Origin of the sequence: Actinophytocola sp. (assembly GCF_009379765.1) — a bacterium.
Classification (GTDB): domain Bacteria; phylum Actinomycetota; class Actinomycetes; order Mycobacteriales; family Pseudonocardiaceae; genus Actinophytocola.
The window spans coordinates 1-23,600 of record NZ_WHTD01000004.1; the positions used below are offsets into that span (position 1 = coordinate 1).

General features: G+C 70.8%; 19 protein-coding genes and 2 pseudogenes. 5 read left to right on the plus strand and 16 right to left on the minus strand.

Features of this window, described 5'->3' with window-relative positions; genetic code table 11:
• Both GEV28_RS01720 and GEV28_RS01725 read left to right on the plus strand, forming a co-directional pair.
• Positions 1-207, plus strand: a pseudogene (locus GEV28_RS01720) (hypothetical protein); the annotation flags it as partial.
• Positions 208-375: 168 nt separating this feature from the next.
• A pseudogene (locus tag GEV28_RS01725) lies at positions 376-793 on the plus strand (transposase); the annotation flags it as partial.
• A gap of 534 nt (positions 794-1,327) precedes the next feature.
• On the opposite strand, the gene GEV28_RS01730 reads toward GEV28_RS01725, so the two are convergent.
• The 5 genes from GEV28_RS01730 to GEV28_RS01750 form a co-directional block, all read right to left on the minus strand.
• Positions 1,328-2,965, minus strand: a complete 1,638-nt coding sequence (locus GEV28_RS01730; protein WP_291407825.1) for an ABC-F family ATP-binding cassette domain-containing protein — start codon at positions 2,963-2,965, stop codon at positions 1,328-1,330.
• The gene (locus GEV28_RS01735; RefSeq protein WP_291407827.1) at positions 2,962-3,276 is read right to left on the minus strand and encodes a hypothetical protein; all 315 of its coding nucleotides are present in this window, start codon (positions 3,274-3,276) and stop codon (positions 2,962-2,964) included. The genes GEV28_RS01730 and GEV28_RS01735 overlap by 4 nt, the downstream gene beginning before the upstream one ends.
• A 658-nt stretch (positions 3,277-3,934) precedes the next feature.
• Positions 3,935-4,672 carry a transposase gene (locus GEV28_RS01740; protein WP_291407829.1) on the minus strand — a complete coding sequence of 246 codons (738 nt, stop codon included), beginning with the start codon at positions 4,670-4,672 and terminating at the stop codon, positions 3,935-3,937.
• Between the two features lie 455 nt (positions 4,673-5,127).
• Positions 5,128-5,481 carry a LuxR C-terminal-related transcriptional regulator gene (locus GEV28_RS01745; protein WP_291407831.1) on the minus strand — a complete coding sequence of 118 codons (354 nt, stop codon included), beginning with the start codon at positions 5,479-5,481 and terminating at the stop codon, positions 5,128-5,130.
• Between the two features lie 40 nt (positions 5,482-5,521).
• Entirely contained in the window at positions 5,522-6,010 is a 489-nt protein-coding gene (locus GEV28_RS01750; protein WP_291407833.1) for an SRPBCC family protein, read from the minus strand.
• A gap of 84 nt (positions 6,011-6,094) precedes the next feature.
• Here GEV28_RS01750 and GEV28_RS01755 point away from each other — a divergent pair, with 84 nt between their 5' ends.
• Complete coding sequence (locus tag GEV28_RS01755; RefSeq protein WP_291407835.1) at positions 6,095-6,508, plus strand: MmcQ/YjbR family DNA-binding protein; 414 nt, start codon at positions 6,095-6,097, stop codon at positions 6,506-6,508.
• A gap of 24 nt (positions 6,509-6,532) precedes the next feature.
• Here GEV28_RS01755 and GEV28_RS01760 read toward each other — a convergent pair whose 3' ends face one another.
• Genes GEV28_RS01760 through GEV28_RS01770 form a run of 3 tightly spaced genes read right to left on the minus strand, consistent with a single transcriptional unit; the run spans position 6,533 to position 9,226 of the window.
• Positions 6,533-7,696 (minus strand): metallophosphoesterase, encoded by a 1,164-nt coding sequence (locus GEV28_RS01760; RefSeq protein ID WP_291407836.1) that lies wholly within the window; start codon positions 7,694-7,696, stop codon positions 6,533-6,535.
• Entirely contained in the window at positions 7,693-8,409 is a 717-nt protein-coding gene (locus tag GEV28_RS01765) for a cache domain-containing protein (protein WP_291407838.1), read from the minus strand. Before GEV28_RS01765 ends, GEV28_RS01760 begins: the two co-directional genes overlap by 4 nt.
• A gap of 46 nt (positions 8,410-8,455) precedes the next feature.
• A complete protein-coding gene (locus tag GEV28_RS01770; protein WP_291407840.1) occupies positions 8,456-9,226 on the minus strand; it encodes a FadR/GntR family transcriptional regulator in 771 nt (256 codons plus the stop codon).
• 42 nt (positions 9,227-9,268) lie between these two features.
• On the opposite strand from GEV28_RS01770, the gene GEV28_RS01775 reads away from it, so the two are divergent.
• On the plus strand, positions 9,269-9,490 hold the full coding sequence (locus GEV28_RS01775) for a hypothetical protein (RefSeq protein WP_291407842.1): 222 nt from the start codon (positions 9,269-9,271) through the stop codon (positions 9,488-9,490).
• Positions 9,491-9,493: 3 nt separating this feature from the next.
• Here the strand turns inward: GEV28_RS01775 and GEV28_RS01780 are convergent, their stop codons facing one another.
• The 8 genes from GEV28_RS01780 to GEV28_RS01815 form a co-directional block, all read right to left on the minus strand.
• Entirely contained in the window at positions 9,494-12,340 is a 2,847-nt protein-coding gene (locus tag GEV28_RS01780; protein WP_291407844.1) for a beta-galactosidase, read from the minus strand.
• On the minus strand, positions 12,337-15,315 hold the full coding sequence (locus GEV28_RS01785; protein ID WP_291407846.1) for a glycoside hydrolase family 3 protein: 2,979 nt from the start codon (positions 15,313-15,315) through the stop codon (positions 12,337-12,339). The genes GEV28_RS01780 and GEV28_RS01785 overlap by 4 nt, the downstream gene beginning before the upstream one ends.
• An 18-nt stretch (positions 15,316-15,333) precedes the next feature.
• A complete protein-coding gene (gene yicI / locus GEV28_RS01790) occupies positions 15,334-17,598 on the minus strand; it encodes an alpha-xylosidase (protein ID WP_291407848.1) in 2,265 nt (754 codons plus the stop codon).
• Entirely contained in the window at positions 17,595-18,431 is an 837-nt protein-coding gene (locus GEV28_RS01795; RefSeq protein WP_291407850.1) for a carbohydrate ABC transporter permease, read from the minus strand. The genes yicI and GEV28_RS01795 overlap by 4 nt, the downstream gene beginning before the upstream one ends.
• Positions 18,428-19,375 (minus strand): carbohydrate ABC transporter permease, encoded by a 948-nt coding sequence (locus tag GEV28_RS01800; protein ID WP_291407852.1) that lies wholly within the window; start codon positions 19,373-19,375, stop codon positions 18,428-18,430. Before GEV28_RS01800 ends, GEV28_RS01795 begins: the two co-directional genes overlap by 4 nt.
• 12 nt (positions 19,376-19,387) lie before the next feature.
• The gene (locus GEV28_RS01805; RefSeq protein WP_291407854.1) at positions 19,388-20,683 is read right to left on the minus strand and encodes an extracellular solute-binding protein; all 1,296 of its coding nucleotides are present in this window, start codon (positions 20,681-20,683) and stop codon (positions 19,388-19,390) included.
• Between the two features lie 117 nt (positions 20,684-20,800).
• Complete coding sequence (locus GEV28_RS01810; RefSeq protein WP_291407856.1) at positions 20,801-21,802, minus strand: LacI family DNA-binding transcriptional regulator; 1,002 nt, start codon at positions 21,800-21,802, stop codon at positions 20,801-20,803.
• 84 nt (positions 21,803-21,886) lie between these two features.
• Positions 21,887-23,050, minus strand: coding sequence for a histidinol-phosphate transaminase (locus tag GEV28_RS01815; protein ID WP_291407858.1), 1,164 nt, complete (start codon positions 23,048-23,050; stop codon positions 21,887-21,889).
• 142 nt (positions 23,051-23,192) lie between these two features.
• Here GEV28_RS01815 and trxA point away from each other — a divergent pair, with 142 nt between their 5' ends.
• A complete protein-coding gene (gene trxA, locus GEV28_RS01820; RefSeq protein WP_291407860.1) occupies positions 23,193-23,570 on the plus strand; it encodes a thioredoxin in 378 nt (125 codons plus the stop codon).
• The last annotated feature ends 30 nt before the right edge of the window (positions 23,571-23,600 follow it).

A 23,600-nucleotide genomic window follows, 5' to 3' on the forward strand; every position in this document is an offset into this window, starting at 1 on the left:
GAGCACCGCGAGCCCTACCCGGCGGGGCCGACCGACGAACACAACCTGCACCCCGCCTGCCGCAGCCACCACCGCGGCAAGACCTTCGGCGGCTGGAAGATCATCAAACGCGCCGGGATCCTGGAATGGATCTCACCCTGCGGGTTCCACTACCCCCACCACCCCGAGCCCCTCACCCACCCCGAACCAGCACCCCCACCCTTCTGATGGGACTGTCAAACGTTCGGGGACGGTAATTGGAACGGTGTAACTCCTGAGGAGTAGAAGACACCTGTGACTGATGTGACAGCCGGTGGGAAGGCCGCTGCCGCCGAGGGTTCGGTGGATGGGCTGGATGCTGTGGACGAGCAGTTGATCGGGCAGTTGGCGGACCGTGCCCGGTCGGAGGGCCCGCGGCTGACGGGTGAGGGTGAGCCGTTGGCCCGGCTGACCAAACGGGTTGTGGAGTCGGCGTTCGAGGGTGAGATGGACGATCATCTCGGCTACGCCAAGCACGACCCGGCCGGGCGTAACGGCGGAAAACTCGCGTAACGGCAAGCGCGCCAAGACGGTGCTGACCGAGGCTGGTCCCGTGGACATCGCGGTGCCGCGTGATCGGGACGGCAGCTTCGAGCCGCAGCTGGTCGGCAAGCGGCAGCGTCGGTTGACGGGGATGGATGACCTGGTGATCTCGTTGTCGGCCAAGGGACTTACTCACGGGGAGATCGCTGCGCACCTGGCCGAGATCTACGGCGCGGAGGTGTCCAAACAGACCATCTCCACGATCACCGACAGGGTCATCGAGGGGATGGCGCAGATGCGGTAGTGGAAGGTCGCGGGTTCGCTGCGGGCGAGGTCGCCGGTGGAGCAGGGTGTTTGGGCACAGGTGAGTAGGTTGGGCGGCGGTCGACGCCAGTTCCAGCCAGGGTTGTTCTCCGGGTAGCCGCGGTAAAGGACGTTGCACAGGCCGGTGGCTTGCCGCAGCGGATGCGGGCTTCGACGCGAGTGTGGGAGCGGTGGTGGGCTTCGAGGTCGGCGGACCGCCCACCGGTCGTATCGGTGTTGAGCGCGGTGAACCGATGTCCCACAACCGCGCGATTGCGGGGTAGCGCACCAGGCATCGACGAACGGCTTCCTGGCGGCGTACCGACCGAGGATGTCCCGACGCCCTTCAGTGGTCACGGCGAGGTGACATGGATGGCCGGTTGGCGACCTGTCCGTCGCGGGAAACCTCGTCGCCACAGGCCTCGGCAAGATGCGCGGAGATCTCGATGCCGTCAGATCCAGCGCGGCCAGAGGGCAGCGAGACCGCCTCGTCCACTCCAGACAGTCGCTTCGCCGGCAGAGGTCAGCGGTCGGTGATCGTGCCGGCGGTGACGTGGATGTGCCGGTTCGTGTGGACCGCGTCCAGCATGCGGCGGTCGTGGGTGACCAGCAGCAGGGTGCCGGGGTAGGCGTCGAGCGCGGCCTCCAGCTGCTCGATCGCCGGCAGGTCCAGGTGGTTGGTCGGCTCGTCGAGCACCAGCAGGTTCACCCCGCGGGCCTGCAGCAGCGCCAGCGCGGCCCGGGTGCGTTCGCCGGGGGAGAGGCTGTCGGCGGCACGCAGCACGTGCGCGGCGGTGAGGCCGAACTTCGCCAGCAGGGTACGAACGTCGCTGGGCGCCCAGTCCGGCAGCTGCGCCTCGAACGCGGCGAGCAGCGTCCGGTCGTCGGCGAACAGGGCCCGGGTCTGGTCGACCTCACCGACCCACACGCCCGGCCCGAGCGACGCGTGCCCCGACGCCAGCTCGACCCGGCCGAGCAGCGCCGCGAGCAAGGTCGACTTGCCCGCCCCGTTGGCGCCGGTGATGGCGACCTTGTCCGCCCAGTCGATCTGCAGGTCCACCGGCCCGAGGGTGAACTCACCGCGCCGGACCACCGCGCCGCGCAGCGCCGCCACGACCGCGCCGGCCCGGGGCGCGGCGGCGATCTCCATCCGCAGCTCCCACTCCTTGCGCGGCTCCTCGACCGCGTCGAGCCGCTCGATCAGCCGGTCGGTCTGCCTGGCCTTCGCGGCCTGCTTCTCGGTCGCCTCGACCTTCTTGTTGCGGCCGATCTTGTCGTTGTCGGTGGCCTTGCGCCGCGCGTTGCGCACGCCCTTGTCCATCCACGCGCGCTGCGTCCGCGCCCGCAGCTCCAGCGACGCCCTGGTGTCGGCGTAGTCGTCGTAGCGCTCGCGGGCGTGCCGGCGGGCGACCTCCCGCTCGGCCAGATAGGACTCGTAGCCGCCGCCGAAAGTGTTGACCTGGTGCTGCGCGAGGTCCAGCTCGACCACGGTCGTGACCGTGCGGGCGAGGAACTCGCGATCATGGCTCACCAGCACGGTCGCCGCGCGCAGCCCGGTGACGAACTTCTCCAGCCGGTCGAGGCCGTCGAGGTCGAGGTCGTTCGTCGGCTCGTCGAGCAGGAAGATGTCGTAGCGGGACAGCAGCAGCGACGCGATGCCCGCGCGGGCCGCCTGACCGCCGGACAGCGACGTCATCGCGGCGTCGAGGCCCACGGTGAGCCCGAGGTCGGCCACCACCTCACCGATCCGCTCGTCCAGGTCGGCCCCGCCGAGCGCGAGCCACCGCTCCAACGCCACCGCGTAAGCCTCGTCCGCACCGGCGGCGCCCTCGGTGAGGGCCGCGGTCGCGCTGTCCAGTTCGGACTGCGCGGCGGTGACCCCGGTGCGCCGGCCCAGGAACGCGCGGACGGTCTCACCCGGCCGACGGTCCGGCTCCTGCGGCAGGTAACCCACGTTCGCGGTGGGCGGGCTGAGCCGGACCGAGCCATCCTCGGGCGCGCCGACCCCGCCCAGCACCCGCAGCAGGGTCGACTTCCCGGCCCCGTTGACCCCGACCAGCCCCACGACGTCGCCCGGCGCCACCACCAGGTCCAGACCCGAGAACAGCACCCGGTCCCCGAACCCGGCGGCCAGTCCCTTGGCCACCAAAGTTGCACTCACCAGCACGAAGCGTACTTGCCTACGCCCGCAGCGCGTCCGGCACCGAGGCGAACCGCGGCGACCAGCCCAGCTCCAGCAGGGCAGCCCGGGTAGGCGCTGGTCCGGTGCGGCGGCCACCGCGGCGTGCGGCGTGCCGTGCGCCGTCGCCAGCTCAGCGGCTCGTCGTCGACGACGAGCCGTCGCCGTGGCCGGCCGCGCTCCAACGCGGCCACCGCCGCCGAGCCCGTCGGCAGCACCGGGAGCCGCTTGTGCGACATGCCCGCGAACCTGTCGCTGAACGCCCGCGGACCGGAGAACATCCCGTAGCGCAAGGAGATCGTGTCCAGGCCGTCCTCCCTCGAGTCGGCATTCGATCACGAGGACGGGACGGCACGGTCGAACGTGACGAACCGGGCTAGGCCATGTCTCGCGGATCTTGGATCGTGGTGTTCGCGCCCAGCTGCCCTCTGGCCGCGTTGTCGGAAGGCCCGAATACAACCCGGTATGCGCGGCCTTCCGTCGCCTTGCCAGGAGCCAGCTGGATCACGAATCCCATCGACCAAGATCCACGAGACACGCCCTGATATGTAGGTTGGTTTGTCAAGTGGGCAGGGGGAGGCGGTGTCCGGATTCCGCAGAGGTGGTGGCGAGCGTGTCGGTATCGACGCGTTGTCAGTCTGATATGCGCGGGTTGGTTACCGCAGGACGGACTGTTCGGCTGGTGAGCGGTTCCGCGGTCTAGACATCGAGCGTGCTCCCCCTGGCGGGGGTTGCTCATAGGGCGTTCGCGGGTCGCTCGCAGGCGCTGCCGTCACCACCTGTGCTCATCCGGGCGTCGCCTGCCCCCGGTTCCTCCGTCCTGGCGGTCGCTTCCCGGCGCGTGGGAGGTGTCACCATGCAGCGCCCGCAGCGCAGCGAGGACGAACGATGTTGACACCGACAAGCGGCGAGAAACGATCAACGACGGAGGCGAGAAGGGGATCGCCGCAGTCAGTCGAGGACGGCCAACGACCAGCACCAGCCGGCGAGCTCGCGGGCGATCGCGGTGGTGGCGACCACCGGCCGCTTGCGGCGGGCGTCGAAGCCGACCCACCGGGCGTGTAGGCGCCGGTTCGCCCGCTGCCCGCGATCACGCGCGGCGGGCCCGGCCCGGTCCTGTCGGCGCCGCAGGTCCACCCCGATGCGATAGGGCTTGCGGTGATGCCAGGCCGCTTCGATCAGCAGCCGGCGGGCGTGCCCGTTGCCGGTCTTGGTGATCGAGCCTGGTGACCGGGAGCCGCCCGAGGAGGACTCGGTGGGCACCAGCCCGAGATAGGCGCCGATCGAGCGGCCCTCAAGACGGTGCCAGTCCCCGATCTCGACCGCGAGCCCGAACGCGGTCAGCGTCGAGACCCCCCGTAGGCACCCCAGCCGGATCACCACCGGGGTGAACTCGCTGGCCGCAGCCAGCTCGATGATCGCGGCATCCAGCCGGTCCCGGCGGGCCACCGTGGCCAGCAGCGTGTCGTAAGCGATGTCAAACGCCAACCCCAGACCGGGCAGGCCGAACACCGGGTACCGGCGCTGCGCGCGCAACCACAGATCATGAGAACCAGTCCAGGGCTTACCGCCGTAGTAGACGATCCCCTGACGCAGCAACAACTTCGACAGCCGGTGCCGCGCCGACATCAGATCCCCGCGGACATCCTCACGGGCCCGCACCAGATCCCGCGCCGCTTCCTGCTCCACGCTCGGCACCGCAACCGCAACGATCTCCCCCACATGCTGCACTACCGGGCCAGATGCCGGGCGTCACGCACATCGGTCTTGATCCGATCCCCGGACGGACGCTGCAACCTCGACGGCGCCGCGACCCAACACTCGATCCCTCGCCCGGTCAAACGCCGAGCAAGACCGAACCCCGTCGACCCAGCCTCATACGTCACCGCGACCGGGCCCGGCAACGACCTGACCCACGACTCAACACCGTCATAATCAGGGGTCAACCGGCGCTCGAACAACTCCCCGGTCCGCCCATCCAAACCACCCGCCACCACCGACCGTGCGTGCACATCCAGACCAACACTCGTACCATTCCCACTCACTGGGGCCTCCCACACCTGTGGCTCTACCAACCAGGACCCACTCCTGCCGACAACCCACGATCACCTGCGGCGAGGCCCCAGCCCGGACCTCCATACCGTCTAGTCGGTCGGCCGTTCGCGGAGGAAGGCCAGCACGGCGGCGACCCGGCGGTGGACCGGCTCGTCGGCCAGGCCGAGCTTGCCGAAGATCGAGTTCACGTGCTTCTCGACCGTCGAGGCGGACAGGTGCAGGGTCTGCTCGACGCCCGCGTTCGTCCTGCCCTGGGCCATCTCGCGCAGCACGTCCAGCTCTCGCGCGGTGAGCACGGACAGCGGCGAGCTCGCGGTCCGCGCCCGCCGCGCCACCAGGGCGTCGACGACGGTCGGGTCGATCACCGACCCGCCGCGGGCCACCTCGCGGAGCGTGCGGATCAGGTCCTCCAGGTCGCCGAGCCGGTCCTTGAGCAGGAGCACGAGGACATGGCGATGATGTCGGTGTTCCGCACGGCGTGACTCAGGCGGCCCGCCGGGATCCGGGGTGGGACTCGGCGCGGGCCTTGACGGCGGCGAGGGTGTGCTCGATCGACCGGGCGTTGAAGCCCGGCCGGTCGGTGCGGCCCGTCGTCCGCGGGCCGAGGAAGCGGCGGATGAGGTAGTTCGCCACGCGGTACCAGTGCTCGGTGAGCCGGCAGCCGGTCTCGGTGGGGGTGATCTCGTAGGACCAGCGCGACACCCGGGCGCCGAAGGGGGTGCGGACATCGAAGGTGAAGCGGCGGCCGGGCACGCAGGCGACGACCCGCACCTTGGTCCACCACTGCCGGTGGCCGTTGCGGTTCACGCCGCGGAACTCCGCGCCCAGCGCCGGGCCGGTGGCTCCGCCCACCCAACGACCGCCGACGTTCTCCGGGCTGAACTCGCCCATGCGGGGGAGATCGGTGACCATCGACCACACCGTGTCGGGGTCGGCGGTCACCTCGACGCTACGCGAGATCGTCGGCTCCATACGGAAAACGTAACCACGGCCGGTGGGCCCGGGCAACACGGCGACGGGCAACTGCGCACGTCGGAAGACATCTAAGGTGTACGCGTGGCCCAACCCGAGGTTCCGCCGGAGATCCTCGGCCCGCTGCGGGCGGTGTGCCTCGCGCTGCCGGACGTCTACGAGGAGACGGCGTGGGTCGGCAAGCGCTGGTGTGTCCGCAGGCGCACGTTCGTCCACGTGCTCCAGGTCGACCGGGAGTGGCCGCCGGCCTACGCCAAGGCCGCGGGCACCACCGGGCCGGTGTTCGTGCTGACCTTCCGGTCGTCCGGCCAGGAGCTCGAGACGCTGCGGGTCATGGGCCCGCCGTTCTTCAAGCCCGGCTGGGGCGACAACGTCGTCGGCATGATGCTCACCGGCCGCGTCGACTGGGCCGAGGTCGGCGAGCTGGTCACCGAGAGCTACTGCGTGCTGGCGCCCAAGAAGCTCGTCGCGCTCGTGCCGCGCCCGGAGGTCGGGTGAAGGGCGAGCACGGTGGGGATGTCCCTACCCCGCGGCGCGCAGGACGAGGAGCGTGATCTCGCTCGGGGCGAAGATCCGCAGCGGCGGACCCCAGAAACCGGCGCCGCGGGTGGTGTACAGCTGGGTCCGCTCACCGTGCCGGGACAGGCCGTGCACAGTCGGCTGGTCGACCCGCACGAGGTAGTGGAACGGCCAGATCTGGCCTCCGTGGGTGTGGCCGGAGACCTGGAGGTCGACGCCCGCGGCCGCGGCGTGGCGGACCTGCCGGGGTTGGTGGGCGAGCAGCAGCACCGGCAGCTCCGGGGCGGCTCCGGCCAGCGCCGACTCCAGGTTCGCGCCGTGGCCGGGCAGCCCGGAGGCCCGCGCGGTGGCGTCGTCGACGCCCGCGAGCACCAGCCGGGCGCCGCCCCGCGAGACCACGACGTGCCGGTTGTGCAGCGACTCCCAGCCGAGCGAGGTCATGTGGTCGAGCCAGGCCTGCGCCTCGCCGAAGTACTCGTGGTTGCCGGTGACGTACACCCGGGCCAGCCGGGCCCGGACGTCGCCCAGCGGTGCGGCCTGGGTGCGGCGGGCGTCGACCGTGCCGTCGGCGATGTCGCCCGCGTGGCAGACGATGTCGGGCTCGAGTGCGTTGACCGCGGCCGTCGTCCGCCGCGACCACCGGGTCCGGTCGATCGGGCCGTAGTGGGTGTCGGCCAGCAGGACCACCCGGACCCCGTCCAGGCCGGCACCCAGCCGCGGGATCACCACGTCGACCCGCCGGACCCGCGGCACCCGCATCGCCTCGACGTTGCCCCAGACGACGAGCGCGACCACCACGGCGACCACGAGCCCGGCGACGAGCCGGGACCGCAGTGGGTCGGCCACCCAGAGCAGCGCGAGCCGGGCGAGGGTGCCCAGCACCGTCCAGGTGAACAGCACCCACGCCACCCCGAGCACGGTGTCGCCGATCCGCGCCGCCCGGTCCCGGCCGCGCCCGTGGCCGAGGATCATCAGCCACGGCAAGGAGATCGCCGCGCCCGCGAGCACGACCGTGCCCGCGACGAACACCGGCACCGGCCACTGTGGACCGGCGAGCACCAGCAGCCACCACGGCACGCCGAACAGCAGCGCCACGACCGCCAGCACGATCACCAGGAACACCCGTCGGTTGCGCGGCCGGGCGACCCGCTCCTCGGCCTGGGTCATCCCGCCCGGACCAGGAACCAGGGCAGGCCCGCGCAGTCGGACCAGTCGTCGCCGGGCAGCTCCCGCCGGTCGCCGTGGCCGGGCCGGACCATCGAGCCCACGATCGTGGCCGGCGTGTTCGACGCGATCACCCGGCCGGTCGAGTTCACCAGCAGCGTCGCGGGTCCCTCGGTGTTGAGCATCGGCAGCATCGCGCGCTCGAAGTCGTTGGCCCGGATGTCGGCCGCGGCCACGCCGAAGAAGCCGGCATCGGAGGTGATCGGCGCGGCGAAGGTCAGGATGTACTCGTCGGTGCCCGCGTAGTCGACGTACGGGCCCACCACGACCCGCCGCCCGGTCCGGTACGGCACGTCGAACCACGGCGCCAGCGGGTACTCGTAGCTGCCGACGTTGCCCGGGTCGAGGTCGACCGCGAGGGGCCGCGGCACGCCGTCGGACTGCGAGCGCCGCCACCACTCGAGCCAACGCGGCTGGTCGGCGAGCGTGCCGGGCGCGGCGATCACCCCGGTGCCGGCGAGCCGGTCGTGCGCCGACAGGTGCTCCAGCACGGTCGGGCGGATGGTCTCCAGGTCCGTCGTGGTCGGCGCGCGGCCCTCGGCCACGGCCCGGCGGTGCACGTCGACGGCGAGCGAGCGCAGCGTGTCGATGCCGGTGAAGGTGTCCCGGAGCACGGCCTCCACCGTGGCGGCGGCCTCACCGGCGTACGCACTCACGGCAGCTCCACGGTCGGCGGCTCCACGACTGGTGTCGCTGCCCACTTTAGGGCTCATGCCGGCTGAGCTGTAGATGGAACTCGATCAACCGGGTGACGGCCAGCTCGACGTGCTCCTCGGTGAGCCGGCGGGCCCGGTCGCCGTCGCCGGCCGCGATCGCGGCCAGCGCCGCGCGGTGCTGCCGCACCCGCTCGTCCCGCTCGATGGCCTCGCCGAACGGGATCCACAGCAGCTCGCCGATCTCGCCCTGCAGGTCGATCTCCTGCCTGGTCAGCCGGGTCGACTGCGCGGCCGCGGCGATCTCGATGTGGAACCGGCCGTCGGCCCGTCTTCGCTCGCCGACCGTCTCGGCCGCGGCGAGCTGCTCGACGAGCTCGCCCAGCCGCTCGATCTGGTCCGCCGACGCCCGCACCGCGGCAAGCCGCGCCGCGGTCGCGGTCACCGCGAGGAGGTGGTCGCCGATCTCCCGCAGCTCGTGCACGCCGGTCTCGCGTAGGACCGTCCGCAGCCGCTCGACCGAGGCGTCCACCGGCGCGCGCACGAACGACCCGCCGCCCCGGCCGCGCCGCGTCTCGACCAGGCCGCGCTGGCGGAGCAGGGCGAGCGCCTCGCGCAGGGTCACCGTCGACACGTTCAGCGCCGCGGCCAGCTCCAGCTCGCTGGGCAGCTGCTCGCCGTCGGCGATCAGGCCGAGCCCGATGGCCTCGCTGATGCGCAGGGCGACGACCTCGACCCGGCCGCCGTCGCGCAGCGGCGCGAAGACGACATGCCGGGCGGAGCCCGATACCGCCGAGCCGGGAGCACGGGCCTCGGTCACTGTCGATCTCCTCCCCCGAGCGGTGGCGTCGAGCCTAACGAGGTGCCGCCCGGCCTCGAGATGACCAGCCTGGCCCCCGACGCGACCGGCGTGACCGGCACGCTCTCCGGCGACGTCGCCGCACTGTCCACTGTGGCCGTCGACCAGGTCGTGTGCACCGTGGCCGGCGCGGGCCCGCGCACCAGCCCCGATCCCGCCACCGTGACCCTGGTGGATCGCGGGGAGAACCGGGGCCTGGTGCGGACCTGCCCGCTGTCCGGCTGACTCTCAACCGGGGACGTCACGTACCGGCACGCCGCCGCGCTGGTTGCCCAGCTCGACGAGCCGGGGCGCCGACCACGCCGACGCGTCCAGCGCGACCACCGCCAGGGCGAGCGTGTTCCGGCCGTGCGCGCGCAGCACGCCCGCCGGCAGCACGAACTCCCGCTGCGGGCCGAGGTCACCGGTGTACCGGCCGACGTTCCACCCGTTGAGGTAGACCTGCACCCGGTACGGCCCGGTGCCGTCGAAGCGCAGGCCGACCGGGACGTCCTGGCCGCGCGGCAGGTCCAGCCGGAACTCCGTGCGGTACCAGGAAACCCCGGGCACCGGCGGTCGCGGAGCCGACCACCTGCCAGGCGCGCCAGGCAGGTGCCAGCCGGCCCGCTCGCCGTACAGGCCGCCGGTGTTGAGCGGGCCGCGGACCGGGTCGGTGCGGTCCCGGTGGGCCCCCTGCACCCGCCACGTGATCGGGTTGGCCGTGCCGGCCAGCGACGCGCCGACCAGGCCGCGTGGTTGCTTGAACCGGTTGTCGTCGGCGGTCCAGTCGTCGTTGTGGCCCAGGTTCTCCACCAGCACCGACACCACCGCCCGCGAACCGGGCGCCAGCGGTGGGAACGCGAACGAGCCGGGCCCGGGGTCGAGGTTCACCGGCGCGTCCGAGTCGGCCTGGGTGCCACCCCGGGCCCAGCCGAGGTACCGCCCGTTCAGCCACACCTGGTAGACGCCGTTCTTGCCGGTGATCGCGTTCAGGTCGACCGCCGTCTCGGCGCCGGTGGCGGTGAACGAGCCGCGGTACCAGACGTGCCCGGTGTCGAACCCGTAGTCGCCGGCGAACAGCACCGGCAGCGTCCTCGGCGGGAACGGGCTCACCGACGTGCGGTGGCCGGCCACCGTCCACCGCGAGTCGTCGAAGTCCACCCGGGACTCCGGCGCCCCGGCCCGGTACCGCCAGTCCCTCAACGCGGGCAGCCGCACCGGGTCGGGCCCACGCACCCGACCCACGAGCGACCCGCTGGCGGACTCCCGCACGGACACGGGAGAAGCGTCGACCACCAGCCGGCGCGCCGGCGCGAAGACCTCCACGTCGCCGGCCGCCGCGGTGTCCGCACGCAGGTACAGCGTGCGGCCCGACACGTGGGCGGAACGGGCGAGCGACGTCCCGCGCACCAGCACCGGCCCGGCATCGGTGTCCAGCCGCCAGAACTCCGCCGCCGTCTCGTCGGTGCCTAGCAGGAGCAGCAGCGGCGGGCGCCCACCACCGGTGACGAGCACCCGCGCCAGGCCGGCATGGGTGTAGTCCAGCCGCAGGTCACCGCCGGTGAACGAGGACCGAACCGACCCGGACAGCACCCGCACCGACGGCCGCGCGGCGTACCGCAGCACCGTCGAGGCGGTCTCGCCCGCCCGGCCGTACAGCAGCGCCACGTCCCGGCCGCCGATCCGCTCGTGCGTCATGATCTCCGAGCTCGACCACACCAGCCGCTGCCCGCCGAGGTCGTAGCCCGCCACGAGGATCTTGGCGTCCCGCCCGGTCACCCGTACCGGTACCGCGTACCGTCCGTCCGGAGTGGACCAGTCCAGAGTGGACGTCTCGTCGGTCGACGAGGCGCGGTCCGCGTGCCGGACGAGCACGAACTGCGTCCCGGTGTCCGGGTTCGCCCGCGCCAGGGTCGCCACCGCCGGGTTCGCCGAGCCAGGCGCGGCCGCCGGATCGGTCTCCGCCAGCGGCGTGACCGCGCGCACGAAGTACCCCTGCCGCTTGAACTCCGCGTACTTCTCCGTCAGCCCGCGCGACTCGGTGATCGCCGCGCCGTAGTCGTATGAGGTGTACACGTCGTTGGGCTGCCCGAGCCAGCCCCAGTTGGTGCCGCCGAAGGCCATGTAGTAGCCGAACATCGTGGCCCCGCTGGCGATCAGGTTCGACTTGTAGAAGTACTTCATGTAGTCGACGCCCGTGAGCGAGCGGCAGGCGTCGTACCCGGCGCGGTTGAGGTCGATCGCGCCGGCCTGGTACTCCGCCGCGTACACCGGCGCGTCGTCGGTCAGCCGCTCGGTCACGCCCTCGCCCCACGGGCCCCAGAGGTCCGGGGTCTGGCACTCGAACGACTGCGGGTAGTCGTCCACGCCCGGAACCTGCACCGCGCCCTGCCCGGCCGCCCACGTCGGCGGCCAGGACGCGTCGCAGCACTGGTTGTGCGTGATCGGCACGTCGATGCCGGCCGCCCGCGCGGTGTCCTGCAGGTCCTGCATGTACGCGGCGTCGGTGCCGGCCGCGTACTCGTTCTCCACGTTGTACGCGATCACCGAGCCGCCGCGGGTCACCTGGTGCCGCGCGATGATCGGGTTGATGTGCCCGAGCCACTCCCGGTACGCCTCGGTGTATCCGGGGTCGCTCGACCGGGCCCGACCCGGCACCTGCTTGAGCCACGCCGGGAAGCCGCCGCCGCTGGTCTCGGCGTTGATGTAGGGCCCGGGTCGGGCCACGACATACAGGCCGAGCTCCTCGGCGAGGTCGAGCAGCCGGTCGACGTCCCGCACGCCGGTGAAGTCGTACACACCGGGCGCGGGGGAGTGGTAGGCCCAGCTGAAGTACAGCGAGACCCCGGTGAAGCCGGCGGCCTTGATCTTCTCCAGCACGTCCCGCCACAGGTCCGGGCTCGGCAGCCGGAAGTAGTGGAACTCCCCGCTCCACAGGAAAACCCGCTCGCCGTCCACGGTCAGCGAGTACCGGTCGTAGCCGACCACGTGGGCCGGCCGGGCCGGCGGTGCGAGGGCCGCGACAGCCGTGCCCGCCGGCGCCGCCAGCAGCGCCGTCAGGACCGCGGCCACCAGCCCGACGACGGGCCGCCTCATCGCAGCGAGAACGCGTCGACGCGCAGGTCACCGGTGAACACGAGGTACACGTCGTGCCGCCCGTCGGCGCCGCGCAGCCGGGCCGACGTCGAGACGTACGCGTACTTGTCCCCCGTGGACGCGACGGTCGCGGCGCCGGCCAGCGGCCCGGTCGGGCTGTCCAGCCGGACCTCGATCGTGCCCGGACCACCGGCGACGCGTGCGGTGAACGCCCGCGCGTGCCGCAGGTCCGCGTCCTTGAAGGAGACCCAGTCGCCGGTGGACGCGCCGACCGCGTCGCCGCGCTCCTTCGACGTGTCGACGAGATCCACCCCGGCATAGTCGTCGAAGTCGATCGCCCGGGTGGTCCGCGTAAGGTCCCGGGGCGGGATCGTCTCGCCCTTGGTCCGCACCGACGCCCGCTGCCGGATGTCGGTCGACGAGGCACCCACCAGCACGTCGTGCACCGCGGCCTCGACGACCCAGCGGCCGCGGGTGACGTCCCAATGCCCGAGCTCGGCGGCGGGCACCGACAGGCGGACGGTCTTCGTCTGGCCGGCTCGCAGGTGCACCCGGTCGAACGTCCGCAGCGTCAGGTTCGGTTGCAGGTCGCGCGACTCCCGCTGGTGAGTGTAGAGCTGTACGACCTCGTCGCCGGCCACCCGGCTCGTGTTGGTCACGTCGACCCGGACCTCGACCGTCCCGTTCGGACGGACCGAGGAGTCGAGCCGCGGCTTGCCGTAGCGGAAGTCGCTGTAGGACAGCCCGTGCCCGAACGCATAGAGCGGGTCGCCGTCGAAGTACTGGTAGGTGCGGCCGGCCTTGATGATGTCGTAGTCGAGGATGTCCGGCAGGTCGGCGTCGGACCGGTACCAGGTCTGGGTGAGCCGCCCGGCCGGGTTGACGTCGCCGAACAGCACGTCTGCCACCGCGTTGCCGGTCTCCTGCCCGGCATGCGTGGTCCACAGGATCGCCGGCACGTTGTCCTGCTCCCAGGTGAGCGTGGTCGGGTAGCTGTTCTCCACCACCACGATCGTGTTCGGGTTCGCCGCGTGCACGGCCTTGATGAGCGCGGACTGGCTCTCGGCGAGCGCCATCGTGGTCCGGTCGTGGTCCTCGCGCCCGTTGATGAACGGCATGCTGCCGACCACCACGACCGCGGCGTCGGCCGCGGTGGCAGCCGCCACCGCGCTGTCGATCCCGCTCGACACCGTCTCCTTGGCGAAGTGCGCCGCGCCGGCCGCGTCGGGGGAGCCCAGCAGGAGCGTGCCGTCCGCGCCGACGGTGAGGTAGTTGTTCGGTCCCTCCCAGTCGTTGACCGTCTCGTACCCGACGTACTTGATCACGAACGTGCCGTCGCCGGCGTCCTCGAGCGCGAACTGCTGGTGCACGAACCAGTCCCGCGGCTGCGGCGCCCGGTTCACGAACGGGCTGGTGGCCCCGAAGTCGGCGCGCTCGACGTACTTGCCGTTGGCCACGCTGCGCAGGGTCAGCACGCCCTGGCCCCAGTCGAACACGTCGAACTGCGCGGTCGCGCCCGCGTCGGCGCCGGTCGCGGCCAGCGGCGCGCCGTCCGAACCGGACCCCGCGGTGACGAAGCCGCCGGTGTCGACCGACCGCAGCGCGATCCGGTCGACGGACTCGTCGCCGGTGACCGTCCCACCGGAACCGAGCCGCGCGGTGATGCCGGCGCGCGGGGTGACCCGGTAGGGCATCGCGCCGGAGTACCAGTCGGTGTAGAGCGTGTCGGCGAGCGGGCCGACCACCGCGACATCGCGGGAGTCGGCCAGCGGCAGCGCGTGGTCCGCGTTCTTCAGCAGCACCATCGCCTCGCCCGCGGTCTTCCGCGCGAGCGCCCGGCTCGCCGGCGTGTCGACCGCGTCCATCGTGATCCTGCCGTACGGGCCGCCGTTCGGGTCGAACTCGCCCAGCCGGAACCGGATGTTCAGGATGTGCCCGACCGCGGTGTCCACATCGGACTCGGCCAGCAGGCCGTCGGCCAGCGCGGTGTCGATCGCGTCGGTGGTCGGCCCGGCATTGGTGCTGTCGACGGTGAAGCTGTCCACACCCGCCTTCAGCGTGGCCGCGTCCGCCTCGGCCAGCGTCGAGTAGTAGGCCTGGGATCCGACGAGGTTGTTGGGGTTGCCGGCGTCGGTCACGTTCAGCAGCGCCTGGTCGGTCCACGTCCGGACCACGTCGTTGTAGTCCGGGTGTACGGTCATCGGCCTGCCGTTGGCCAGGTTGTACGCCGCCATCACGCCGGTCGCCGCGTCGTTCGCGATCGCCGGCTTGAAGGCGAGCTCGTCGTACTCGTGCTTCACCCGCGGCCGAAGGTTCGACGACGTGCGGTCGCGGCGGACCTCGTTGTTGTTGGCCAGGTAGTGCTTGAGCGTCGGCGCGGTCTTGAGATGGTACGGGTGGTCCCCGCGCATGCCGCCCGCGTACGCCGTGGAAAGCACCCCGGTCAGGTGCGGGTCCTCGGAGTAGCCCTCCTCGTTGCGGCCCCAGCGCGGGTCGCGCAGGAGGTTCACCACCGGCGCCCAGGCGTTGAGTCCCCAGACCACGGGGTTCTCCGAGTGGTAGCCGCGAAGCTCGCCGACGACCACCGAGCCGACCTTCTTGATCAGCTCCGGGTCCCAGGTCGAGCCGAGCCCGACCGCCTGGGGGAACACCGTGGCGGTCGCGGTTCGGACCGCGCCGGGGTCGGGGGTCGAGGTGATGTCGGTGGACCAGCCGAGGCCGTGCAACGCCTCGGTGCCGGTCTTGAACAGTGCGATGCCGAGCCGCGGAACGGCCGGCTGGTACTGGTGCAGCCACGAGATCTTCTCGTCCAGGGTCAGCCGGCCGAGCAAGTCGTCGATGCGTGCCTTCAACGGCAGGCGGGGATCACGGAACGGGTACGCGGGTCTCGCGGCAGCGGCGGCCTCGACCGGTGCGACGCCGGCTGCGGCCAGCACGCCGGACACGGCTAAGAACGTGCGTCTTCTGATCCTCATGAGCACTCCAGTGTGCTGTCAGATGTGGACGGTGAGGGTCGATCCGGTGGCGTCGACGGGGTCGGCGCCGTTCAGCTGAACCCGCCAGCGCGCGGGCGGGACGTCGACCTCGACCACGACGGTGTCGCCGCGCCGGGTCGTGGTGAAGGTGCAGGCGACGTCGCCGGACACCGTGGGAATCGGGGTGGTGACCGTGGCTCCGTCGGCCAGGTCGTAGGCGCGCAGCGTGACGCCGTCGGAGTAGTCGTACTCGGGCCGGTCGTCGACCGCGCCGACGGGGACCACCGCGCCGGGCCGCACCAGCAGCGGCACGCTGTCGAACCCGTGCCGCTCACGGACCCAGGTAGGCCCGGAGATCCGTTGCCCGGTCAGGAAGTGCGTCCACTCGCCGGCCGGTACGTAGTAGTCGACCGTGCCGTCCGCGGCGAACACCGGCGCCACGAGCAGGTCGTCGCCGAGCAGGTACTGGCGGTCGAGGTGGGTGCACGCAGGGTCGTCCGGGAACTCGACGACCATGGCGCGCATCATCGGCACGCCGTCGAGGTGCGCCACCCGGGCCGCCTGGTACAGGTACGGCATCAGCGACGCCTTGAGCTTGGTGAACAGCCGCAGGACCTCGACCGCCTCCTCGTCGAACAGCCACGGCACCCGGTAGGAGTAGTTGCCGTGCAGCCGGCTGTGCGAGGACAGCAGTCCGAACGGGATCCACCGCTTGAACAGCCAGGTCTGCGGGGTGCCCTCGAACCCGCCGATGTCGTGGCTCCAGAACCCGAAGCCGGACATCGTGAGAGACAGGCCGCCGCGCAGCGACTCCGCCATCGACTGCGGGGTCGACAGGCTGTCCCCGCCCCAGTGCACCGGGAACTGTTGCGTGCCAACGGTTGCCGTCCTGGCGAACACCACGGCGTCGCGCTCGCCCCGCCGCTTGCGCAGCAGGTCGAACACCGTCTTGTTGTAGAGGTAGGCGTAGTAGTTGTGCATCAGCTCGGGGTCCGAGCCGTCGTAGTACACGACGTCGGTGGGGATCCGCTCGCCGAAGTCGGACTTGAAGCAGTCCACGCCCATGTCGAGCAGCGCGTCCAGCTTCGACGCGTACCACTCCCGCGCCTCCGGGTTGGTGAAGTCCACCACCGCGAGGCCCGGCTGCCAGAGGTCCCACTGCCACACGTCGCCGTTCGGCCGCTCGAGCAGGTACCCGCGGGCCATGCCCTCCTCGAACAGCGCGGACCGCTGCGCGATGTACGGGTTGACCCACACGCACACCCGCAGCCCGCGGGCCTTGAGCCGGGTGAGCATCCCGCGCGGGTCCGGGAAGGTCCGGCTGTCCCACTGGAAGTCGCACCAGCTGATCTCCCGCATCCAGAAGCAGTCGAAGTGGAACACCGACAGCGGCAGGTCGCGCTCGGCCATGCCCTCGATGAAGCCGGTGACGGTCTCCTCGTCGTAGGAGGTGTTGAACGACGTCGACAGCCACAGCCCGAACGACCACGCCGGCGGCAGCGCGGGCCGGCCGGTCAGCGCCGTGTACCTCGCGAGGATCTCCTTGGGGGAGGGGCCGTGGATCACGAAGTACTGCATCGACTGCGCGCCGACGCTGAACTGCACGCGGGAGACGTCCTCGGAGCCGATCTCGAACGACACCGGCCCGGGATGGTTGACGAGCACCCCGTAGCCGGCGTTGGTGAGGAAGAACGGGATGTTCTTGTACGCCTGCTCGCTGCTGGTGCCGCCGTCGGCGTTCCAGATGTCGACGACCTGGCCGTTCTTGACCAGCGGGCCGAACCGCTCGCCGAGCCCGTACACCGCGTCGCCCACGCCGAGGCCGAGCCGCTCGCGCAGGTGGTGCTCGCCCTCGGCGGTGGTCATGATCGCCATGTCCTCGGCGCCGCTCGTGGTGAGCACCTTCCCGCCCGCGACGAACTCGAACCCCCACGGTTCGGCGAGGTTGGCCCGCACGGAGAGCCCGCCCGAGGTCAGCTCGGCGGTGGTGTCGCCCACCGACACCGTGGCGCCGGCCCGGCCGTCCGGGAACAGCTCGAACCGGGGCGAGTTCGCCGCGGAGCCCGCGTGATGGGTGAGCCGCACCCCGATCACGTCCGGCATCGGGGCCGTGACGTCGATCGTGAGCACCGCGCCACTCTGCAGGTCCTGGCGGTGGCGCACCGGGTACGTGGGCGCGATGACTCGCAGACCCTCGGGGGTCGGCGAGGCGTCGAGCACCTCGACGGGATACGCCGCGGTGACGCCCTTGCGCATCATCCAGTGGCCGTCGGTGAACTTCATTTGATCGCTCCCACCGCGATTCCCCGGGTCAGTGTCCGTTGGAAGATCAGGAAGAACACCACCGCCGGCAGAATGCCCAGCAGCGCCGACGCGCTCTGCGCGGTGGCGTCCATCAGCCGTTGGCCCTGCAGCACACCGAGCGCGACCGGGACGGTCTGGTTGTCGTTGGAGACCAGCATGATCATCGGGATGAAGAACTCGTTCCATGTCCAGATGAAGAAGAAGACCAGCAGCACCGACAGGGTCGGCCAGCTGATCGGCACGACCACCCGCCACAGGATCTGCCACTTGCTCGCCCCGTCGATCCGGGCCGCCTCGATGATCTCGCGCGGGAACGTGGCGAGGACCGAGGAGAGCAGGTAGGTGCCGAACGCGCTCTGGACCGCGGTGAAGATGATGATCACCGCAAGCCGGGTGTCGTAGAGATCCACCTCCTTGGCCAGGTAGTACAGCGGGTAGACGAGCGCCTCCTGCGGCATCAGGTTGGCCAGCAGGAAGATCGCGACTATCCACAGGCGACCCTTGATCCGGCCGATGCCGAGCGCGTACGCGGTGACGACGGAGACGAGCACCGCCAGGACGGCGACCGAGCCGGCGATGACCGTGCTGTTCATCAGCTTGAGGCCGAAGTCGACCCGGTCCCAGAAGTCGGCGATCCCGTTGAGGTAGATGCCTTCCGGCAGGCCGAGCGGGCCGTTCGCGGTGTAGTCGCCGGGCGACTTCACCGCGTTGAGCAGCACCAGCAGGAAGGGGAACAGCGTCAGCGCCGCGAGCACGGCCAGCACGCCGAGCACGGCGCCCTGGCCGGGGCGGCGGACGGTTCTGGTCGTCATGACCGCTCCTTCCCGCTCTGCGCGCGCAGGAACAGGAACGTGAGGCCGACGATGATCAGGGTGAGCAGCGTCGCGATCGCCGCGCCGTAGCCGACGTCGGCCTTCTCGAAGAAGTTCTGGAACGAGAAGTACGCCGGCGTGTTGGTCGAGCCGCCCGGCCCGCCGCGGGTGAGCACGAAGATCTTGTCGAACGACTTCAGCGCCGCGATCGTGCAGGTCAGCAACACCACGAAGATCTCCGGCCGGATCTGCGGCACGGTCACCGACCACAGCCGCTGCCACCAGGACGCGCCGTCGATCTCGGCCGCCTCGTACAGCTCCGGATCGACCCGCTGCAGGCCGGCCATGAAGATCACCAGCGGGTAGCCGATCTGGATCCACACGAGCACCGCCATCACCGACAGCAGCGCGGTCTTCTCGTCGCCCAGCCAGTTCTGCGTCCACGAGTCGAGCCCGACGAACCGAAGCAGCGCGTTGGCCGAGCCGTACTCCGGGTGCAGGATCCAGCCCCACACCACGCCGGCGACCACCGCGGGCAACACCTGCGGCAGGTAGAACGACGCGCGCAGCACGCTGGTGGTGCGCTCGCCGAACCGCTTCGCGACCACGTCGAACAACGCGGTCGCGAGCAGCAGGCCGACGAACGTCGGGATGACCGCCATGGCCACGATCAGCGCGAGGTTGTTCCGGAACGAGACCCAGAACGTCGTGTCGGTGAACAGCTTCCGGTACTGGTCGAAGCCCACCCAGTCCGGGCTGCCGACGCCCTGCCAGCGGGTGAAGCTGATCCCGACGTTCATCGCCAGCGGTACCGCGATGACCGCGGCGAACAGCAGCACGCCGGGGAGCAGGTAGGGGAGGTAGCCACCACCCCGCCGGGCCGGCCGCTCGGGTGTGCGGCTCGGCGCCGGCGTGCTGGGTGGGGCGTGCGTGCGGAGGGCCACGTCAGCCGCCTGTCATTCGCCGATGTTCGCGAGGTTCTCCTCGTACGGCCCGGCGAGCTCGTCGAGGGCCTCGTCGGGGGAGGCGGTGCCGTTGATCAGCTTCTGCGCCGCGGACACCATGACGTCGTAGTAGCCGGGTGCCGGCCAGTCCGGGTAGAAGGCGAGGCCGTCCCGGTCGACGAGCGTCTGGTAGTTCTCGATCAGCACCTTGCTCTTCGGGTCGGTGATCGCCGCGGGGTCGGCCGCGACCGGGATGCCGCCGGAGTTGCCGAGAAGCTCCTGGTTGGCCTTCTCCATGGTGATGTCGATGAAGTCGTAGGCGAGCTCCTTGTTCGGCGAGTTCTGCGGGACGACCCAGAGGTTGCCGCTCGAGCCGAGCGCGAGGTCGCTGTCCGGCCACAGGATCGAGTCCCACTCGAAGTCCTTGACCGACGACTGCACCCGCCCGTACCACCAGCTGCCGGACACCATGATCGGGAACTTGCCGGCCATGAACGCGGTCCCCATGCCCTCCGCGTCGATGCCGGCCGAGTCCTTGCCGATGTAGCCCTTCTTCACCCAGTCCGCGAACGTCTCCGCACCGTAGGTCCACGCGTCGTCGTGGAAGTCGACGTCGCCGGTGTAGGTCTGGAAGTCGTTCACCCAGTCGCTGTCCGCCTTGGACAGCGCGAGCTGGTAGAGCAACTGCTGCGCGGGATACTCCTTGCCACCGACGGAAAGCGGCGTCACGCCTGCCTTGACGAACGTGTCCATCGCGGCGGTGAGGTCGTCGAACGTCGTCGGCACCTCGACGCCGTGCTTCGCGAACAGGTCCTTGTTGTAGTAGACCATCGTGTACTCGGCGTAGTTCGGGACGCCGAACCACTTGTCGCCGCCCATCACGCCGCGCTCGTCGTACTTGCACGTGGTCTGCAGGCTGGGTGTGAGCAGCTTGTCCCAGCCGCGCTCGGTCACCTCGGCGCTCATGTCGGTGAGCAGGCCCTGCTTGGACAGCAGGCCGGCGGTGGCGTTGCCCTTGTTGTACTCCATGAGGTCCGGGGCCTCGTCGGAGTTGAGCACCATCTGGGCGCTCTTCTGGATCTGCTCGAAGCCCTTCGCCTCGAACGTCACCGTGACGCCCTCGTGGGTGCGCTCGAACTCCTTGATGGCCTCGGCCCAGGCGACCCCCATCGCGCTGTCCGGGCCCTCGTAGTGCCAGAGGGTGAGCTCGTTGCCGGCCTCGCCCGAGTCGTCGCCGCACGCGGCGAGGACGGTCGCGGTCATGGCGAGCGCCGCCACGAGCCCGATGCGCTTTCCTGGCTTGAACATCGTCGTTCCTCCAACCAGTGGGTGGCCCGCCGTCGAACACCGTCGAAGGTCAGTCGACTGACTGTCGAATCGCTTCGACGATGCGCCGCCGGATGTAGTTGTGGGTGGTGCGGGTGACTAGGTGGTGCGGGTGCTGGCCCGCCGGGTGAGTAGTGGGGGAAGCAGGGTCGCGTCGGGCACCTGCCGGCCGTCGAGCTTGGCCATCACCAACCCGACCGCCTGGCGGCCGACCTCGTCGGCCGGGATGGCCACCGAGGTCAGCGCCGGCATGGTGTGCTCGGCGAGCTCGTCCGGGCAGATCGCCACCACGGACAGGTCGCCGGGCACGTCGCGGCCGGCCTCGCGGAACGCGGACAGCAGCGGCCCGACGACCGGCTCGTTGTGCACCACGACCGCGGTGAGGTCGGGGTGGTCGTGCAGCAGCTCGGCGGCGACCTTCTGGGCGCCGGCCTGGGTGGCCTCGCACGGGTGGACGCTGGTGGCGATCCCGTGCCGGGCCGCGGCCTCGGTGAACCCGGCGGTGGTCCGGGTCGCGAAGCCGGTCTCGCGTTCGTAGACCTCGGGTGGCGAGCCGACCAGCGCGACCCGCCGGTGACCGAGCTCGGCCAGGTGGTCCACGCAGGCCGCACCCGCCGCGGTGAAGTCGAGGTCGATGCAGGTCAGCCCGGCCGTGTCCTGCGGGAAGCCGATGAGCACGGCCGGCCGCTCGAGCTCCCGCAGCACCGGGATGCGGGTGTCGTGCAGCTCGACGTCCATCACGATGATCGCGTCGACGAGGGCGGTGCCGGCGACCCGGCGCAGGCCCGCCTCACCCTCGTTCTGGGTCAGCAGCAGCACGTCGTGGTCGTGCTCCCGGGCGGCCGTGACGACCGACGTGGCGAACTGCATGATCACCGGCACGTGGATGCCGGTGCGCAGCGGCACGACGAGCGCGACCACGTTCGACCGGTTGCTCGCCAGGGCCCGCGCGCCGGCATGTGGTTGGTAGCCGAGGGCCTCGATGCTCGCGAGGACGCGTTCCCTGGTCTCCCTGGTGATCGACCGCTTGCCGCTGAGCACGTAGGACACCGTGCTGGGGGCAACCCCGGCGTGCCGGGCCACGTCCTCGATCTTCGCCACGATGTGCCGCCCGCGGTCGGTCGGTTGTCGAATCGCTTCGACGCACGATGGTAGGGCAGCGCCTGCCCCATCGGCAATGGCCGGTTACGCGCTCCGGTGCGCGTCGCGGCGGCGGGAGAGCTCGTCGTCCCACTGCGGGTGCAGGTAGCCGTGGATGCCGTCGACCAGCCGGACGACGTCCTGCTGCGGCCGGACGACCAGGCGCACGAACCGGTTGCTCATGCCGAGCTTGTTGCCGCACTCGCGGATGAAGACCTGGTGCCGCTCGATCAGGTGGTCGCGCATCTCGGTGCCGTCGATGCCAGGGGCGAGCTTCACGAGCAGGAAGTTGCCCTGGGACGGGTAGACGGTCAGCTCCGGCACCCGGGAGAGCAGCATGCCCATCGCGTAGCGGTCGCGGGCGAGCAGTTCCAGGCTCTGCTGGTACTCCCCGGCGTGGTCGCGGAGCATGAACACGACCGCCTCGGCCAGCGAGTTGAGGTTCCACTTCGGGAGCGTCTTGCGCATCTTGCCGGCGAGGCCCGGGTTGGCGACGAGGTAGCCGAACCGGATGCCGTGCAGGCCGAAGTTCTTGCCCAGGCTCTTGAGCACGACGACGTTGGGCCGGATCGAGGCCTCGTGCGCCACCGACGGGCTGTGCTCGGCGTCGACGAAGTCGATGAACGACTCGTCGATCACGACCAGGTCGAGGTCGGTGAGCTCGTCCATGAACCGGATGATGTCCCGCCGGGCGATGTAGCCGCCGTCGGGGTTGTTGGGGTTGCACAGCACGGCGACCCGGGACCCGCGCTCGCGGATGAACCGCACGTACGCGTCGAGGTTGAGCGCGAAGCCGTCGATCTCCCGCAGCGGGAACATGTCCACCCGCTTGCCGGTCTCCATCGGCTGGTCGGTCCAGCGCCCGAAGGTCGGGATCGGGATCGCCACGCTGCTGTGGAACCACAGGTGGTCCATCCACGTGATCAGCTCGGTCGAGCCGTTGGACATCGCGATCGTGGCGGGGTTGAGCCCGAGTACCCGGGCGAGCTGGCCGGCGATCGTGTCGGCGTCGCTCGGGTAGAACTTGAGCACCATCTCCAGGTTGTTCGCCAGCTCGTCGAACATCTCGGGCGTGGGGAAGTACGGGTTGCACGGGATGCAGAAGTCGACCAGTTGTTGGCCGTGCTCGCCGAGCGTCCTGGAGAGCTCGAAGAACGATGGGCTGTGCGCGGTCTGCCCGAACAGACCGGCGTCCACGCTGTGGCGCACGCGATCACTTCCGTTTCTTCTCGTCACGAGCACATACGTAAGGAATGCCCGGCCAGTTCAGGTGGTTCGCCGGATCTTCGCCGGGGAACAAGGCCACCGGTTGCACGGTTAACCAGGAGTAACCGAGAGAAGGAGCTGTTTGGTGGCCACCGTCGAGTTGACAACCGAGAACTTCTCCGAGGTCGTGACCGGTCAGGGCACCGTGCTGGTCGACTTCTGGGCGGCGTGGTGCGGTCCGTGCCGCCAGTTCGCCCCGGTCTTCGAGAAGGCCGCGGAGACCCACGGCGACATCGTCTTCGGCAAGGTCGACACCGAGGCGCAGGCGGAGCTCGCGCAGGCGTTCAACATCGCCTCGATCCCCACGCTGATGGCCGTCCGTGACGGTGTGGTCCTGTACTCCCAGCCCGGCGCGCTGCCGTCCGCGGCGCTCGAGGAGCTGATCGGCAAGGTGCGCGAGGTCGACATGGACGAGGTCCGCGAGGCGATCGCCAAGGAGCAGGCGGCCCGGTCCGAGGCCTGATCGTTCGCGACAACATCGGGGGCGTCGTGA